The sequence below is a fragment of the Burkholderia diffusa genome (assembly GCF_001718315.1).
Classification (GTDB): domain Bacteria; phylum Pseudomonadota; class Gammaproteobacteria; order Burkholderiales; family Burkholderiaceae; genus Burkholderia; species Burkholderia diffusa_B.
Window position 1 is genome coordinate 1,908,606 of the sequence record NZ_CP013363.1, and the last position, 14,500, is coordinate 1,923,105.

Below are 14,500 nucleotides of genomic sequence, written 5' to 3' on the forward strand. Positions count from 1 at the left end.
TCGTGCGATGCGGAAGTCGGAAGGCGGTAATGCCGACCGGCGCGTCATCCTTCGACATGACCAACGGCGGCCGGCGCGCGCCGCTTTCGCCGAATAATAAGATATGGTGGAGTTTGTCGAAAGCTCGGCGAAAACAATTCCGGCGGGGCCGCTTGCCCGGCGTGCCAACGGAGACCGCGCAAATGGCGGCATTGCGGCGGAGAATTTCCCGTTCGACAACATGCGGTGGATGCGCCAGAATCCCGCAACGAGGATGCCGTAAACCGAACCGCACGAGACGGGACACATCAATGATCACTTCGATCGCATGTCGACGCTGGCTCGTTGCCGCTTTGGCCGCGTGCGGTGTCTCGCTGTCGGGCTGCCAACAGCAGAAGGCCTACGAGAGCCTCCCGTCGTACGGGGATGACGCGCTCAAAGCATTCACCCGGGAACAGTCATACGACGAAGCGGTCTCGGGTTTCATGATCACGGAAGATCGCACGAAGCTGATCGTACTTGGCCGTCCCGTCCACATCGCCCTCGACCTCCCCGACACACTGCGGTCAGCCCTGTCGTCCGGCTACCGGAAAACGCTGCGCTGGATGTTCGTCGACTTCCGGGCCGTTGGCGGCCATGTCAAAGGCCATTACCGCGTCGTGCTGCCGCGCGATGCTTCGACGAGCGACCGGCTGGCCGCGATCGCTGACGGGTTCGTCAAGGTGCAGGACGGTCTTGCGCTCGAAGGCAATATCGTTGGCATGCGCTATTCCACCCAGGGTTTCGACATGCCATCCGCGATGACCGGGCATTTGCTCGACCGCCCGTACACGATCTACGCTCGGCATGTCACGATGTCGATCGTAGGTCTGGATCTCGCGATGCAACGCACACCGATCACCGCTGGCGCCGACGGCACGCTTGCCTTCGACGGCACGAAGCTGGTTCCGGTCGAACTCGCCGTGATCCAGGCATCCCGGCAATGACGGTCCCATTCACCGATTTCGCAACGCGGCGCCCGCGCGGCCCGCGTCCCGAACGGAACACGAACATGCGCGCCTCACCGCTTCACACCCCGCCGCTCGGCCCGCAACTCAAGCGTTGGCGCACGCTGCATCGCGTGAAGCAGAGCCACGCGGCCGAGTTGTTCGGCGTTGCGCAATCGACGATCTCGCGTTGGGAAGCCGGCATCCAGCAGATGTCTGTCGACGAGCGCGCGATGGCCGAACAGCTGCTTGCCGCGCGTCTCGATTCTGCGGGCGATCGTGCGCTCGCCCGGCTGATCGCGGGCAGCACGGCCCGCATGCATCTCGTGTGCGACCTCACGCACCGTCTGCTCGCCTGCTCGCCGTCGCGCGCGGCCGAGTTCTCGCGGCCGCTGTCGACATTGCTCGGCACGTCGCTCTGGCGGTACGCGTCGCCGGAGATCGTCCGCATGGAAGCCGCGCTCGACCCACTCGGCTGGCACGATCGCGCGGGACCGCCGAGCGTCGAATTCGCGACCGGCGCCAATGCGTCGCGCGTCGTGCCGATCCGCGGCAGCACCTGCCGATGGACGCGGATGATGCTGTCGGACGGCTCGGCCGCGCGGCTCGTCGAAACTCTGTAGCCCTTGCGCCAGCTGCTGAACGCAAGCGCGGCGCGCATATTTCATGCGTGGACGGATCGCATCGGCGCGACGTACGCTTGAGCGCTCGATTCACGCACTTCCCTGCCATGAACCTCGACACGATCCACGCGCGGCTGGATTTCCTGCGCGACGCCGAACGCCTGAAAGACGTGCTGCGCAGCGGCCATACGTCGACCGGGCGCGCCGAAAGCACTGCCGAACACAGCTGGCGGCTGTGCCTGATGGCGCTCGTGTTTGCCGATGCACTACCCGACGTCGACACGACGAAGCTGCTGAAGCTGTGCGTCGTCCACGATCTCGGCGAAGCGCTGCACGGCGACATCCCCGCGATCGAGCAGGCCGCACACCCGGACAAGAGCACACACGAACGCGCCGACCTGCTGACGCTGACAGCCGGGCTCGATCGCGCGCTGCGCGACGAGATCGTCGCGCTGTGGGACGAATACGAGGCGGCGGTGTCACCGGAAGCGCGCGCCGCGAAGGCACTCGACAAACTCGAGACGATCCTGCAGCACAACCAGGGCAGCAATCCGCCGGATTTCGACTACGCGTTCAATCTCGGCTACGGCCGGCGCTACACCGACGCGGCGCCGCTGTTCGGCGCGATCCGCGCGATCGTCGACGCGGACACCCAACGCCGGATCGACGCACGCGGCAACGACGCGTAAGCTCGCGGAACCGGCCGAGCGGCACGCGCCGCAGTCGGACGACACGCGAGGCACGCAACATGACGCAGAACATCTACGACGATCCCGCTTTCTTCGAAGGCTACAGCCGCCTGAACCGCTCGGTGCAGGGGCTCGACGGCGCACCCGAATGGCCCGCGCTGCGCGCGCTGCTGCCGGCGCTGCGCGGCCTGAACGTGCTCGATCTCGGCTGCGGCTATGGCTGGTTCAGCCGCTGGGCCGCCGACCAGGGCGCGGCCAGCGTGCTCGGCATCGACGTGTCCGAACGCATGCTCGCGCGCGCGGCATCGATGGCTGCGCATCCGGCCATCACCTACCGCCGTGCGGATCTCGAAACGCTCGCGCTGCCGGATGCCGCATTCGATCTCGCGTACAGCTCGCTCGCATTCCATTACATCGCCCGTCTCGACACGCTGCTGCGCACGATCCACCGTGCGCTCGTGCCGGGCGCGCGGCTCGTGTTCTCGATCGAGCATCCGATCTACACGGCGCCGCGCCGGCCCGGCTTCGTCGTCGATGCGCACGGCGCGCGATCCTGGCCGATCGACGGTTATCAACGTGAAGGCAAACGCGTGACCGACTGGCTCGCGCCAGGCGTCGTCAAGCAACATCGCACGCTCGGCACGCTCGTGAATCTGCTGATCGAGAGCGGCTTCACGCTCACGCACCTGAACGAATGGGGGCCGACACCGGAACAGCTCGCCGCGATGCCCGCGCTCGAAGAAGAACGCGACCGGCCGATGATGGCGATCGTGGCCGCGCAGCGGTAACGTCGCACGCGTCATTCACACACGGCGGCCCGGCGCCTTGCCGGCGCGAACGCCACCGCGCTCGCGGTCGCGAGCACGGCCACGCCGGTCGCGCCGTACACCATCACCCAGCCGAACCCGTGCACGAGCGCCGCGTGCAGCGCCGCACCGGTCGGGTCGGCCTTTGCGAGCGCGGGCGCGATCGCCGATAGCCCGTCGGTGCGGCCCGACGCGATCTGCTGCGCCAGCATGCGCAGCATCCCCGCATCGACCGCGCCCGCGACGCGTGCCTTCAGGCTCGCGACGATCCCCGCGACGAGCACGAAGCCCATCGCCGCGATGTTCAGCGCGAGCGAGATCATCCGCGCGCTCATGTCGATGCCCGACGCCATCCCGGCCCGCGCGCTCGGCACCGCGCCCGTCGTCGTGTTCGTGACCGGCGTGTTGGTGAGCCCGAGCCCGATGCCGGCTATCACGCAGCCGGGCAGCATCGTGAGCCAGCTCGCATGCTCCACGCCGCTGCCGATCCGCATCAGCGCGAAGCCGGCCGCGATCGTGAACAGGCCGCCCGGAATCACGACACCGGGCCCGTAGCGCAGCGCGAGCCGCTCGCCGAACGGCGGCACGACGAGCGTCGGCAGCGTGTACGCGAGCAGCGCGACGCCGGCCGTCACGCTGTCGTAGCCGAGCGCGACCTGGAACCAGATCGGCAGATAGATCATGAACGGCCAGAAGCTGAAGTTCATTCCCATCGATCCGAAGATCGCACCGGTGAACGCGCGAATCCGGAACACGGAGAAGTCGAACATCGGGCGCGCGCTCGTGCGCTCCGCGACGAGGAAGCCGGTCAGCGCGAGCGCAGTCGCACCGAGCACGCCGAGCCCGGCCGCGCTCGTGAGCCCCAGCTCCGCGCTCTGCGTGATATAGAACGCGAGACCGAACACCGCGAGCGACAGGGTGACGATGCCCGCGACGTCGAGCGTGCCCGCGTGCGGATCGCGCGACTCCTGCACCGCGCCGCCGATCAGCACCAGCGCCACGGCCGCGAGCGGTGCATGCACGAGAAACACCCACGGCCAGGTCGCCAGCGCGACGATCGCGCCGCCGACAATCGGCCCGAAGCCGAGACCGATCCCGAACACGATCCCCCAGATCCCGAACGCGCGGCCGCGCTCGCGCCCTTCGCGGAACTGGTGCGACAGCACCGCGATCTGGCAGATCAGCATCGCGCCGCCGCTCGCGCCCTGCAGCAGCCGGCCGGCGACCAGCACCGGCACGTTCGGCGCGAGCCCGCATAGCAACGACGTCGCGCCGAACAGCACGGTGCCGCTCACGTACACGCGCTTGCGGCCGAACCGGTCCGCGAGCGTGCCGGCCGCCATCAGCACCGTCGTGCACGCGATCGTGTACGCGTTCATGATCCACTGCATGCCGTTGAAATCGCCGTGCAGCACGTGTTCGAGCGTCGGCAGGATCACCGGCACGCTCGAGATCTCGAGGCCGAACATCAGCGAAGTGAGACAGACGGCCGCGAGCGCGACCGCATTCCTGCGGGAGTCGGATAGCGTCATGCGTATTGCGCGGCGGCCCGCGACAGGGCCGCGCGCCTCCAGATAAGAAGGATGCGCCGCGTGCGGCCGGCAACGCACGCTGGACGGGAATCGGTACTATAGTGAGAATTTCACTCCCCATTGACGCGTCTATTTCTCCAGACTGGGGAATCAAAGGACGCAATCAGCCATCCCGCCATGACCGACAAACTCGACGGCGTAACGACCTTCGTCCAGGTCGTGGAATCCGGCAGCTTCGCGCTCGCCGCGGAACGGCTCGACATGACGCGCTCGGCGGTCGGCAAGGCGATCGCGCGGCTCGAGAAGCGGCTCGGCGCGCGGCTCCTGCAGCGCACGACCCGCAGCCAGAGCCTGACCGACGACGGCCAGGCGTACTACGACCGCTGCGTGCGCGCGCTGGCGGAGCTGGAAGCGGCCGAAGCCGATCTCGACTGCGGCCGCAACGAAGCGCGCGGCAAGCTGCGGCTGAGCGTGCCGCTCGCGTTCGGGCATCACTGCGTGACGCCGATCGTGCTCGATCTCGCGCGCACTTATCCGCACCTGCGGATCGACGTATCGATCACCGACCGTTTCGTCGATCTGGTCGAGGAAGGGATCGACCTCGCCGTGCGGATCGGCCCGCTCGCGGACAGCACGAGCCTCGCGGTGCGGCGGCTCGGCACGCAATACGGCAGCCTCGGCGCGGCGCCGTCGTATCTCGCGCGCCACGGGATGCCGCAATCGCTCGAGGATCTGAGAAACCACCGGACGATCGCGTATTCACGCTCGGGCGTCGCGCAGCCGTGGGACCTGCGCGCGCCGGACGGCTCGACGGTGCGCATCGACATGCCGCATCAGCTCAGTTTCGACGACGTGCAGGCAATCGCGGCGGCAGGCGCGTCGGGATTCGGGATCGCGTGGCTGCCGAGCTGGCTGCTCGATCATTACGTGAAGCGCGGCGAGATGGTCGTCGTGCTCGACCGCTGCTTCGTCTGCGAAGGCGACATCCACGCGATCTGGCCGAAAACGCGCTATCTGCCGCGCAAGACGCGCTGCGTGATCGATGCGCTCGTGGAGGCGGTGCCGCCAATGATCGAGCGCTGAACGCGGCAGCGCAGCAAGGAAAAGCGTTGAAGCCGACGCGCCGCACGGGCGCGTCGGCGCACGACGTCACATCATGCCGCGCCGAGATCGGCGAGCGGATGCGCGAATAGTTTCCACGGCGACGTCAGGAAATGCCGCACGCGCTCGGCGCGCAGCTCGACGAGCGACGCCGGCGCCCAGCGCGGCTTGCGATCCTTGTCGACGAGATGCGCGCGCACACCTTCGCAGAAGTCGCCCTCCTCGATCGCGCGCGCCACGATGCCGAGCTCCATCCGGAACGACTCGGCAAGCGTCATCTGACGGCCGCGCAGCAGCGCTTCGCGCGTCACGCACAGCATCGTCGGCGAATGCCCGGTGAGTGCGTCGAGCGTCGCCTGCAGCCATTGGCGATGCTCGCGCGTCAACTCGTCGCGTTCGAGATCCTGCTTCAGCGTCGCGACGATCCGCTCGACGGTCGAGCGCTTGTCGAAGTGACGAACGATCCACGGCATCTGGCTGTCGAGCGCCGAATGCGGCACGACGTTGCACGGCGGCTCGAACACCTTGCGCAACGCCGGCAGCACATCACCGTCCCACTTGACGCTCTCGATGCGCGTCTCGAACGTATCGAGCCACGACGACGGCACGCACAGGTCCGCGAGCTTCGCGGTCAGCGCATCGGCGCCCGTCAGCATCGCGCCCGTCAACCCCACGTACAACTCGAGTTCGACCGGCATGCGCGACAGGAAATGCGTCGCGCCGACGTCGGGTACGAGGCCGATGCGCGTCTCCGGCATCGCGATCTTGCTGCGCTCGGTCGCGACGCGCAGCGCCGCGCCTTGCGCAAGACCCATTCCGCCGCCCATCGTCACGCCGTCCATCAGCGCGACAATGGGCTTCGGGAACGTATGGATCGCGTAGTCGAGCCGGTATTCGTCGACGAAGAACGGCAGCCAGGTCTCGCGCTGCGCGACCATCCGGTGCAGCGCGCGCACGTCGCCGCCCGCGCAGAAGCCCTTCTCGCCCGCGCCACGCAGCACGACCGCGACGATCTGGTCGTCGGTGCGGCACCGCTCGAGGCGCGCGGCCAGCTCGCCGATCATCGGATAGGACAACGCATTGAGCGCGGCCGGCCGGTTCAGCGTAATGAGCGCCACGCGGTTCACCACGCGGAACAGCACCTCCGGCGCGGGTTGCGTGACGCTGCCATGAGTCGTGACGGGCGTGCTCATCGTTGCGGCTCTCCATCGGTATGCCATTGCGGCGCGCGCTTGCCGAGAAACGCGGCCACGCCCTCGCGCGGCTCGTTCGTGTCGAACAGGTCGACGAAGCGTTCGCGCTCGACCGCGAGCGCCGCGCCGCGCGGCACGCCGCCGCGCGCGAGGCCGATCAGTTCCTTGCTGTAGGCAACCGCATGCGGGCTCTGCCGCGCGACGTTGCGCGCAAGCGCCAGCGCCGCATCGCGCGCCGCGCCGCTTTCGACCACGTCCTCGACGAGGCCGATTTTGAGCGCGGTGGCCGCATCGACGCGCGTGCCGGCCAGGATGATCTTCTTCGCCCAGCCTTCGCCGACGAGCCACGGCAGCGTCTGCGTGCCGAGGCCGCACGGCAGCAGGCCGACCGACGGTTCGGGTAGCGCCATCTGCGCGTGCGTCTCGGCGATTCGCAGGTCGCACGCGAGCGCGCATTCGAGGCCGCCGCCCATCGCATAGCCGTTGATCGCCGCGATCGTCACGATGCGCGCGTCATGCAGCGCCTCGAACGCCGCGCCGAAGCGCGCGGCCATCGCGCGCGCGACCGCGCGGTCGCCATCGGCGAACGTGTTCAGGTCGGCGCCCGCGCTGAAGAACTTCGGGCCGTCGCCGGTGATCACCAGCGCGCGCACGCGCGGGTTCGCATTCAATTCGGCGACGGTTTCCTGCAGTTGCAGCAGCCCGTCGGCGGTAAAGGCGTTCGCGGGCGGACGCTTGAGCGTCGCGCACGCGATCGCGCCGTCGTCGACGTAGTCCAGTTCGATCATGAGGCGTCCTTCTTCGTGGCCGGTTGGTACAGGCGGATCACCGCCGAGAAATCGAGTTGCCCGTCGCCGCGGCTGCTCATCGTCTGATACAGCTGCTGCGCGAGCGCGCCGAGATAGACCGGCTGGCGCGCCTGCTTCGCGGCGTCGTTCGCCAGGCCAAGATCCTTCAGCATCAGGTCGGTGCCGAAGCCGCCGCTGTAGCCGCGCGACGACGGCGCGGTGTCGATCACGCCCGGATACGGGTTGTAGGTGTCGGAGCTCCAGCAACGGCCCGTGGACGTGTTGACGATGCCGGCCAGCACCTTCGGGTCGATGCCGAGCGCGACGCCGAGCGACATCGCCTCCGACACGGCCGCCATCGAGATGCCGAGCACGAGGTTGTTGCAGACCTTCGCGACCTGCCCCATCCCCGTCGCGCCGCAATGGACGATGTTCTTGCCCATGCCGGCGAGCACGGGCTTCACGCGCTCGAAATCGGCGTCGCTGCCGCCGACCATGAAGGTCAGGGTGCCGGCTGCCGCGCCGCCGGTGCCGCCCGACACGGGCGCATCGACGAACGCGCCGCCGTGCTCGCGCACAAGCGCGCCGAACGCCTGCGCGCTCGCCGGGTCGATCGTGCTCGAATCGATCACGGTCGCGCCGGCGTCGAGACCGGCCAGCACGCCGTTCTCGCCGGCAAGCACCGAGCGCACGTGCGGCGCGGCCGGCAGCATCGTGATCACGAACGCCGCGCCCGATGCGGCGTCGCGCGGCGACGCGGCAACCTGCGCGCCGGCGTCCTGCAGCGCGCGCAATGCGTCGGCGCTCAGGTCGAACGCATGCACTTCATGGCCGGCCTTCAGCAGGTTCAGCGCCATCGGCGCACCCATGTGGCCCAGCCCGATAAATCCGATTTTCATGTTCGTGTCCTCCCCGGCTCAATGCAGCCGGATCGTCGTGTTCACCGGGCCGGCCGTCGCGTCGTCGTCGAACCAGCGCGCGGTGACCGTCTTCGTCTGCGTGTAGAACTGCACGACCTGCTTGCCGTACGGGCCGAGATCGCCGAGCTTCGAGCCGCGCGAGCCGGTGAAGCTGAAGTACGGGACCGGCACCGGAATCGGGATGTTGATGCCGACCTGGCCGACGTCGATCTCGCTCTGGAACTTGCGCGCGGCCGCGCCGCTCTGCGTGAAGATGCCCACGCCGTTGCCCATCGGGTTCGCATTGACGAGCGCGATCGCGTCGTCGAGCGTGTCGGCTTCCATCACGACCAGCACCGGCCCGAAGATTTCATGCGTGTAGATCGTCATGTCGGGCTTCACGCCGGAGAAGATCGTCGGCCCGATGAAGTTGCCTTCCTCGAAGCCGGGCACCTTCACGCCGCGGCCGTCGAGTTCGAGCTTCGCGCCTTCCTTGATGCCCGTTTCGATCAGCGACAGGATGCGTGCCTTCGCGCCGCGCGACACCACCGGCCCGACGTCGGTGCCCGCCTCCGAGCCCGCGTTGACCTTCAGCAGCTTCGCCTTCGCGACGATGTCGGGCAGCCAGTCGCGCGCAGCGCCGACGAGCACCGCGACGGAAGTTGCCATGCAGCGCTGGCCGGCCGCGCCGAAGCCCGCGCCGACCAGCGCGTTGATCGTCTGTTCGCGGTTCGCGTCGGGCAGCAGGATCGCGTGGTTCTTCGCGCCCATCATCGACTGCACACGCTTGCCGTGCTGGCTGCCGAGGTTGTACACGTGCGTGCCGACTGCGGTCGAGCCGACGAACGAGATCGCCTTCACGAGCGGATGCGTGCAGATCGCGTCGACCACTTCCTTGCCGCCGTGCACGACGTTCAGCACGCCTTTCGGAATGCCGGCCTCGATCGCCAGTTCGACGAGTTCCATCGTCGACATCGGATCCTGCTCCGACGGCTTCAGCACGAACGTGTTGCCGCACACGATCGCCATCGGGAACATCCACAGCGGAATCATCGCGGGGAAGTTGAACGGCGTGATGCCCGCGCATACGCCGAGCGGCTGGCGCAGCGTGTAGGTGTCGACGCCACCGGCGACGTTCTCCGCGAATTCGCCGAGTTGCAGCGTGCCGACCGAGCATGCGTGCTCGACCACTTCGAGGCCGCGGAAGATGTCGCCTTCGGCGTCGGGCAGCGTCTTGCCCTGCTCGGCCGTCAGCGTCTTCGCGATGCGCTGCTGGTTCGCGCGCACGAGATCCTGGAACTTCAGCATGATCCGCATGCGCGCGGAAATCGGCGTGTTCTTCCACGTCGCATACGCGGCGTGCGCGGCCTGCACGGCCGCGTCGACTTCCGCGACGGTCGCGAACGGCACGCGCGCGAGAACCTGCTGCGTCGCCGGGTTGACGATGTCGCGCCACTCGCTCGTGGTGGACTCGACGAAGGCGCCGTCGATCAGCAGCTTGACCGTCGGCACGTCTTGCCCCGTGCGGGGCGTCGGATTCGCGTTCATCGAAGCACTCTCCTTGCAGTGGGCCGCGTAGCGTCATGCAACGCGCGGCCGGTTCGATCGGCGCCGCGGGCGACGGCCGCGACGTGCGGCACGCGCGGCCCGCGGCAGGTCATTTCAGTTCCGCGGCGAAATCTTCTTCCCAGTATTCGCCGGGCATCCGCGTGGTCGCATCGTCGCCGCGCTCGATCTCGCGGCGGCGCAGCTCGACACGACGAATCTTCCCCGAGATGGTCTTCGGCAGCTCCGCGAACTGCAGGCGGCGGATGCGCTTGTACGGCGCGAGCTTTTCGCGCGAGAAGCGGAAGATCTCCAGTGCGAGCGCGGGGCTTTCCTCGTAGCCCTGGCGCAGCGTGATGAAGGTCTTCGGCACCGACCGCCGCACCGGGTCCGGGCTCGGCACGACGGCCGCTTCCGCGATCGCCGGATGCTCGATCAGCACGCTTTCCAGTTCGAACGGGCTCAGCCGGTAGTCGGACGACTTGAACACGTCGTCCGCGCGGCCGATGTAGACGTAGTAGCCGTCATCGCGGCGCAGCGCGATGTCCGACGTGCGGTAATGGCCGTCGCGCATCGCGTGGGCCGTCGCGTCGGGATTGTTCGCGTAGCCGGTCATCAGCCCGACCGGGCGCGCCGCGCCCGCGCCGATCGGCAGTGCGACCTCGCCTTCGCTGACGGGCGCGCCGTCCGGGTCGAGCAGCGCGATCCGGTAGCCGGGCAGCGGCCGCCCCATCGATCCGGCGACGACGGGCTGGCCCGGCGTGTTGCCGATCAGGCAGGTCGTCTCGGTCTGGCCGTAGCCGTCGCGAATCGTGATGCCCCACGCCTTCTTCACGCGCTCGATGATCTCGGGATTCAGCGGCTCGCCCGCGCCGACGATCTCGCGCAGCTTCACGTCGAACGACGCGAGCGGCTGCTGCACGAGCATGCGCCACACCGTCGGCGGCGCGCACAGCGTGGTCACCTGGTATTTGACGAGCGCATCGAGCACGACCTTCGGCTCGAAGCGCGCGTAGTTGAACGCGAACACGCACGCCTGTGCATTCCACGGCGCGAAGAAGCAGCTCCACGCATGCTTCGCCCACCCCGGCGAGCTGATGTTCCAGTGAATGTCGCCCGGCTGCAGGCCGACCCAGTACATCGTCGACAGGTGCCCGACCGGATAGGTGCGGTGCGTATGCTCGACGAGCTTCGGCTTCGACGTCGTGCCCGACGTGAAATACAGCAGCATCGGATCGTTCGCGTGCGTGACGGCGTCCGGCTCGAATGCGGCGCTCGCGGCGTAGCCGTCGTTCATCGAGAGCCAGCCCGCGCGTGGCGCGCCGGCGACGATCTTCCGCTCGAGGCCGAGATCGGCTTGCTCGAACTTCGCGGTTTCGTTCTCGTCGACGATCGCGTATTTCGCGCCGCCGATCTGCACGCGATCGCGCACGTCGTCGGCCGACAGCTGCGTGGTCGCGGGCAGCACGATCGCGCCGAGCTTCATCGCGGCGAGCATCGCGTCCCACAGCTCGACACGGTTCGGCAGCATCAGCAGAATCCGGTCGCCGCGGCCGACGCCGATGCCGCGCAGCCAGTTCGCGATTCGCGACGAACGCTCGGACATCTGCGCGAAAGAATACGGGTCGCCCGTGCCGGTTGCCGCGTCGACGATCCACAGCGCGGGCTTGTCGTTGCCGCGCGCCATCGGGTCGAAATAGTCGAGCGCCCAGTTGAACGCATCGAGCACCGGCCATTCGAAATCGCGGCAAGCGGTTTCGTAGTCGGTGCGATGGCGCAGCAGAAAGTCGCGTGCGTCCAGGAATGCCTGTACCGTCATCGTGTCGTCTCCGTCCAGTCTCCATGCCCAGCGGTCAACCGGCTCACGCGCTGCAGCGCATGCCCGGTTCCGTGTTACGCGGCGCACGGTCACGTCGTTGCATGCCGTGCTTGTCGCGCTGCCCTCGTGCCCTGCCTGATTGCGTGCCTGTCTCGTTGTTTGCGTGGTTGCCGGTAGAGCGCCCCGCTCAAAGCTGGCGCGCGATCACCATCCGCTGCACTTCGCTGGTGCCTTCGTAGATCTGCGTGATGCGCGCGTCGCGATAGTGACGCTCGACTTCGTAATCGGCGAGATAGCCGTAGCCGCCGTGGATCTGGATCGCGTCCGAACACACGCGCTCGGCCATCTCCGACGCGAACAGCTTCGCCTGCGATGCTTCGGACAGGCACGGAAGCCCGGCCGTACGCAGCTTCGCCGCGTGATGCACGAGCAGGCGCGCCGCGTTGATCTGCGTGGCCATGTCGGCGAGCTTCTGCTGGATCGCCTGGTGCTCGGCGATCGGCTTGCCGAACTGCACGCGCTCGCCCGCATAGCGGCGCGCCTTGTCGAACGCGGCGCGCGCGATACCGAGCGCCTGCGCGGCAATGCCGATGCGCCCGCCTTCCAGGTTCGACAGCGCGATCTTCAGCCCTTCGCCGCGATTGCCGAGCAGGTTTTCTTCCGGAATCGCGCAGTTCTCGAACGTGATCGGGCACGTATCGGATGCGCGGATGCCCATCTTCTTTTCCGGCTTGCCGACGATGAAGCCCGGCGTGTCGGTCGGCACCAGGAACGCGGAAATGCCGCGCTTGCCGGCTTCCGGGTCGGTCATGGCAAAAACGATCGCGACCCCGGCACGCTGGCCGTTGGTCACGAACTGCTTCGCGCCGTTCAGCACCCACTTGCCGTCGCGCAGTTCCGCCCGCGTGCGCAGGTTGTTCGCCTCGGAGCCGGCCTGCGGCTCGGTCAGGCAGAACGCGCCGATCACGCGGCCCGCCGCCATCTCGGCGAGCCAGCGGTCCTTCTGCGCGGGCGTGCCGAAGCCGAGGATCGGCCCGCAGCCGACCGAGTTGTGCACGCTCATCATCGTCGCGCACGCGGCGTCGCCGGCGGCGATCTCCTCCATCGCCAGCGCGTAGGCGACGTAATCCGTATACGCGCCACCCAGCTCCTGCGGCACGATCATCCCGAGCAGGCCGAGTTCGCCGAGCTGCGCGACGACGGCGTCGGGCAGGTGCGCGTCGTGGTCCCACTGCGCGGCGTTCGGCGCCAGCACTTCGGTGGCAAAAGCGCGCGCGGCGTCGCGGATCATCCGCTGGTCTTCGGTGTAAAGCTCGTCCATGGCGCTGCTGTCTCCCGCGGCCGCGTGCCGCGACCGTCCTTTCGTTTCAATGCAACAAGTGTAGGCAAGCGCGCGCGACTGTTCGATGCTCGCGCCGCTCATTTACACTGAGCGTTTTTGCCATACCGACGGCTTCGATGAAGCAGGAAGACAAGGGAACCATCGCGATCAGCCTCGTCGCCTACAGCCTCGCGCTCGCCACCCGGCGCGGCGTCGCGGCCGAGCCGCTCCTCGCGCAGGCGGGCATCGCGCCCGCGCTGCTCGCGCAACCGCGTTCGCGGGTGTCCGCGCAGCAATACGGCGCGCTGTGGAACGCCATTGCACGCGCGCTCGACGACGAGTTTTTCGGGCAGGATCGCCACCCGATGCGCAGCGGCAGCTTCATCGCGATGAGCCAGGCGGCGCTGTCCGCGCACGACGGGCTGCATGCGATGGCGCGGGCGGTGAACTTCATGCACTGCGTGCTCGACGACCTGCACGCGGAGCTCGACGCCAATCCGCAGCGCGTGCGGCTGCGTTTCGTGCACCGCAACAGCACCGCCGCGCCCGCGATGTTCACGTACGCGACCTATTTCATCATCGTGTACGGGCTCACCTGCTGGCTGATCGGGCGGCGCATTCCGGTGCTGCATGCGAGCTTCCGCTGCGACACCCCGCCCGCTGACCACGAATATCCGTCGATGCTGTGCGACGACATGCGGTTCAACCAGCCCGATTCGTATGTCGATTTCGATCCCGAATTCGCGACGCTGCCGGTGGTGCAGAACGCGAAGACGCTGAAAACGTTTCTGCGCAATGCGCCGGCCAGCTTCATCGTCAAGTACCGCAACCCGAACGCGCTCGCGCAACGCGTGCGCACGGTGCTGCGCGGCATGCCGCCCGCCGCGTGGCCCGGCGCCGACGGGATGGCCGCGCGGCTGCACGTGGCCGAGGCGACGCTGCGCCGCAAGCTGCACCAGGAAGGCCATGCGTACCAGTCGATCAAGGACACGCTGCGGCGCGACCTCGCATTCGAGGCGCTGGCCGATCCGTCACGGACCATCGCCGATGTCGCGGCGGCCACCGGTTTCGCGGAACCGAGCGCGTTCTACCGCGCGTTTCGCAAATGGAGCGGGCGCAGCCCCGCCGAATATCGGGAAGAGGTGCTCGCGCGCGGCGGCGGCGTCGGCTGAATCTGCGGCCCACCGCCCCGCCTTCGCGCTTTCCGCCGAAACCGCCT

Annotated in this window: 13 protein-coding genes; 6 read left to right on the forward strand and 7 right to left on the reverse strand. The window is 68.1% G+C overall.

All coding sequences use genetic code 11. From position 1 onward, the window contains the following. The first annotated feature begins 290 nt into the window (after window positions 1-290). From WI26_RS23810 to WI26_RS23825, 4 genes are all read left to right on the forward strand, one after another. Complete coding sequence (locus WI26_RS23810; RefSeq protein ID WP_069227388.1) at window positions 291-965, forward strand: hypothetical protein; 675 nt, start codon at window positions 291-293, stop codon at window positions 963-965. 65 nt (window positions 966-1,030) lie between these two features. Beyond that, a complete protein-coding gene (locus WI26_RS23815; protein ID WP_069227852.1) occupies window positions 1,031-1,588 on the forward strand; it encodes a helix-turn-helix domain-containing protein in 558 nt (185 codons plus the stop codon). Between the two features lie 107 nt (window positions 1,589-1,695). Further along, complete coding sequence (locus WI26_RS23820; protein WP_069227389.1) at window positions 1,696-2,277, forward strand: HD domain-containing protein; 582 nt, start codon at window positions 1,696-1,698, stop codon at window positions 2,275-2,277. 59 nt (window positions 2,278-2,336) lie between these two features. Then, window positions 2,337-3,065 (forward strand): class I SAM-dependent methyltransferase, encoded by a 729-nt coding sequence (locus tag WI26_RS23825; RefSeq protein ID WP_069227390.1) that lies wholly within the window; start codon window positions 2,337-2,339, stop codon window positions 3,063-3,065. A gap of 11 nt (window positions 3,066-3,076) precedes the next feature. On the opposite strand, the gene WI26_RS23830 is transcribed toward WI26_RS23825, so the two are convergent. Further along, window positions 3,077-4,615, reverse strand: coding sequence for an MFS transporter (locus tag WI26_RS23830; RefSeq protein ID WP_069227391.1), 1,539 nt, complete (start codon window positions 4,613-4,615; stop codon window positions 3,077-3,079). 177 nt (window positions 4,616-4,792) lie between these two features. On the opposite strand from WI26_RS23830, the gene WI26_RS23835 reads away from it, so the two are divergent. After that, window positions 4,793-5,698, forward strand: a complete 906-nt coding sequence (locus WI26_RS23835; RefSeq protein WP_059466767.1) for a LysR family transcriptional regulator — start codon at window positions 4,793-4,795, stop codon at window positions 5,696-5,698. A gap of 71 nt (window positions 5,699-5,769) precedes the next feature. Here the strand turns inward: WI26_RS23835 and WI26_RS23840 are convergent, their stop codons facing one another. The 6 genes from WI26_RS23840 to WI26_RS23865 all read right to left on the reverse strand — a co-directional run bounded on the left by WI26_RS23840 (window position 5,770) and on the right by WI26_RS23865 (window position 13,281). Beyond that, entirely contained in the window at window positions 5,770-6,909 is a 1,140-nt protein-coding gene (locus tag WI26_RS23840; RefSeq protein WP_069227392.1) for an enoyl-CoA hydratase/isomerase family protein, read from the reverse strand. Next, complete coding sequence (locus WI26_RS23845; protein WP_069227393.1) at window positions 6,906-7,697, reverse strand: enoyl-CoA hydratase; 792 nt, start codon at window positions 7,695-7,697, stop codon at window positions 6,906-6,908. The genes WI26_RS23840 and WI26_RS23845 overlap by 4 nt, the downstream gene beginning before the upstream one ends. Next, entirely contained in the window at window positions 7,694-8,596 is a 903-nt protein-coding gene (gene mmsB, locus WI26_RS23850; protein WP_059466770.1) for a 3-hydroxyisobutyrate dehydrogenase, read from the reverse strand. The genes WI26_RS23845 and mmsB overlap by 4 nt, the downstream gene beginning before the upstream one ends. 18 nt (window positions 8,597-8,614) lie before the next feature. Next, window positions 8,615-10,144, reverse strand: a complete 1,530-nt coding sequence (locus tag WI26_RS23855) for a CoA-acylating methylmalonate-semialdehyde dehydrogenase (protein ID WP_069227394.1) — start codon at window positions 10,142-10,144, stop codon at window positions 8,615-8,617. 109 nt (window positions 10,145-10,253) lie between these two features. Beyond that, the gene (locus tag WI26_RS23860; protein ID WP_069227395.1) at window positions 10,254-11,960 is read right to left on the reverse strand and encodes an AMP-binding protein; all 1,707 of its coding nucleotides are present in this window, start codon (window positions 11,958-11,960) and stop codon (window positions 10,254-10,256) included. A 187-nt stretch (window positions 11,961-12,147) separates the two neighbouring features. Then, the gene (locus tag WI26_RS23865; RefSeq protein ID WP_059466933.1) at window positions 12,148-13,281 is read right to left on the reverse strand and encodes an acyl-CoA dehydrogenase family protein; all 1,134 of its coding nucleotides are present in this window, start codon (window positions 13,279-13,281) and stop codon (window positions 12,148-12,150) included. A 137-nt stretch (window positions 13,282-13,418) separates the two neighbouring features. Between WI26_RS23865 and WI26_RS23870 the strand changes: the two genes are divergently transcribed. Continuing rightward, complete coding sequence (locus WI26_RS23870; protein ID WP_069227396.1) at window positions 13,419-14,453, forward strand: AraC family transcriptional regulator; 1,035 nt, start codon at window positions 13,419-13,421, stop codon at window positions 14,451-14,453. The last annotated feature ends 47 nt before the right edge of the window (window positions 14,454-14,500 follow it).

Bases quoted from the DNA above. Each gene is read 5' to 3' on its own strand.
- WI26_RS23810 (WP_069227388.1), top strand. From the start codon at position 291: ATGATCACTTCGATCGCATGTCGACGCTGGCTCGTTGCCGCTTTGGCC.
- WI26_RS23815 (WP_069227852.1), top strand. From the start codon at position 1,031: ATGCGCGCCTCACCGCTTCACACCCCGCCGCTCGGCCCGCAACTCAAG.
- WI26_RS23820 (WP_069227389.1), top strand. From the start codon at position 1,696: ATGAACCTCGACACGATCCACGCGCGGCTGGATTTCCTGCGCGACGCC.
- WI26_RS23825 (WP_069227390.1), top strand. From the start codon at position 2,337: ATGACGCAGAACATCTACGACGATCCCGCTTTCTTCGAAGGCTACAGC.
- WI26_RS23830 (WP_069227391.1), bottom strand. From the start codon at position 4,615: ATGACGCTATCCGACTCCCGCAGGAATGCGGTCGCGCTCGCGGCCGTC.
- WI26_RS23835 (WP_059466767.1), top strand. From the start codon at position 4,793: ATGACCGACAAACTCGACGGCGTAACGACCTTCGTCCAGGTCGTGGAA.
- WI26_RS23840 (WP_069227392.1), bottom strand. From the start codon at position 6,909: ATGAGCACGCCCGTCACGACTCATGGCAGCGTCACGCAACCCGCGCCG.
- WI26_RS23845 (WP_069227393.1), bottom strand. From the start codon at position 7,697: ATGATCGAACTGGACTACGTCGACGACGGCGCGATCGCGTGCGCGACG.
- mmsB (WP_059466770.1), bottom strand. From the start codon at position 8,596: ATGAAAATCGGATTTATCGGGCTGGGCCACATGGGTGCGCCGATGGCG.
- WI26_RS23855 (WP_069227394.1), bottom strand. From the start codon at position 10,144: ATGAACGCGAATCCGACGCCCCGCACGGGGCAAGACGTGCCGACGGTC.
- WI26_RS23860 (WP_069227395.1), bottom strand. From the start codon at position 11,960: ATGACGGTACAGGCATTCCTGGACGCACGCGACTTTCTGCTGCGCCAT.
- WI26_RS23865 (WP_059466933.1), bottom strand. From the start codon at position 13,281: ATGGACGAGCTTTACACCGAAGACCAGCGGATGATCCGCGACGCCGCG.
- WI26_RS23870 (WP_069227396.1), top strand. From the start codon at position 13,419: ATGAAGCAGGAAGACAAGGGAACCATCGCGATCAGCCTCGTCGCCTAC.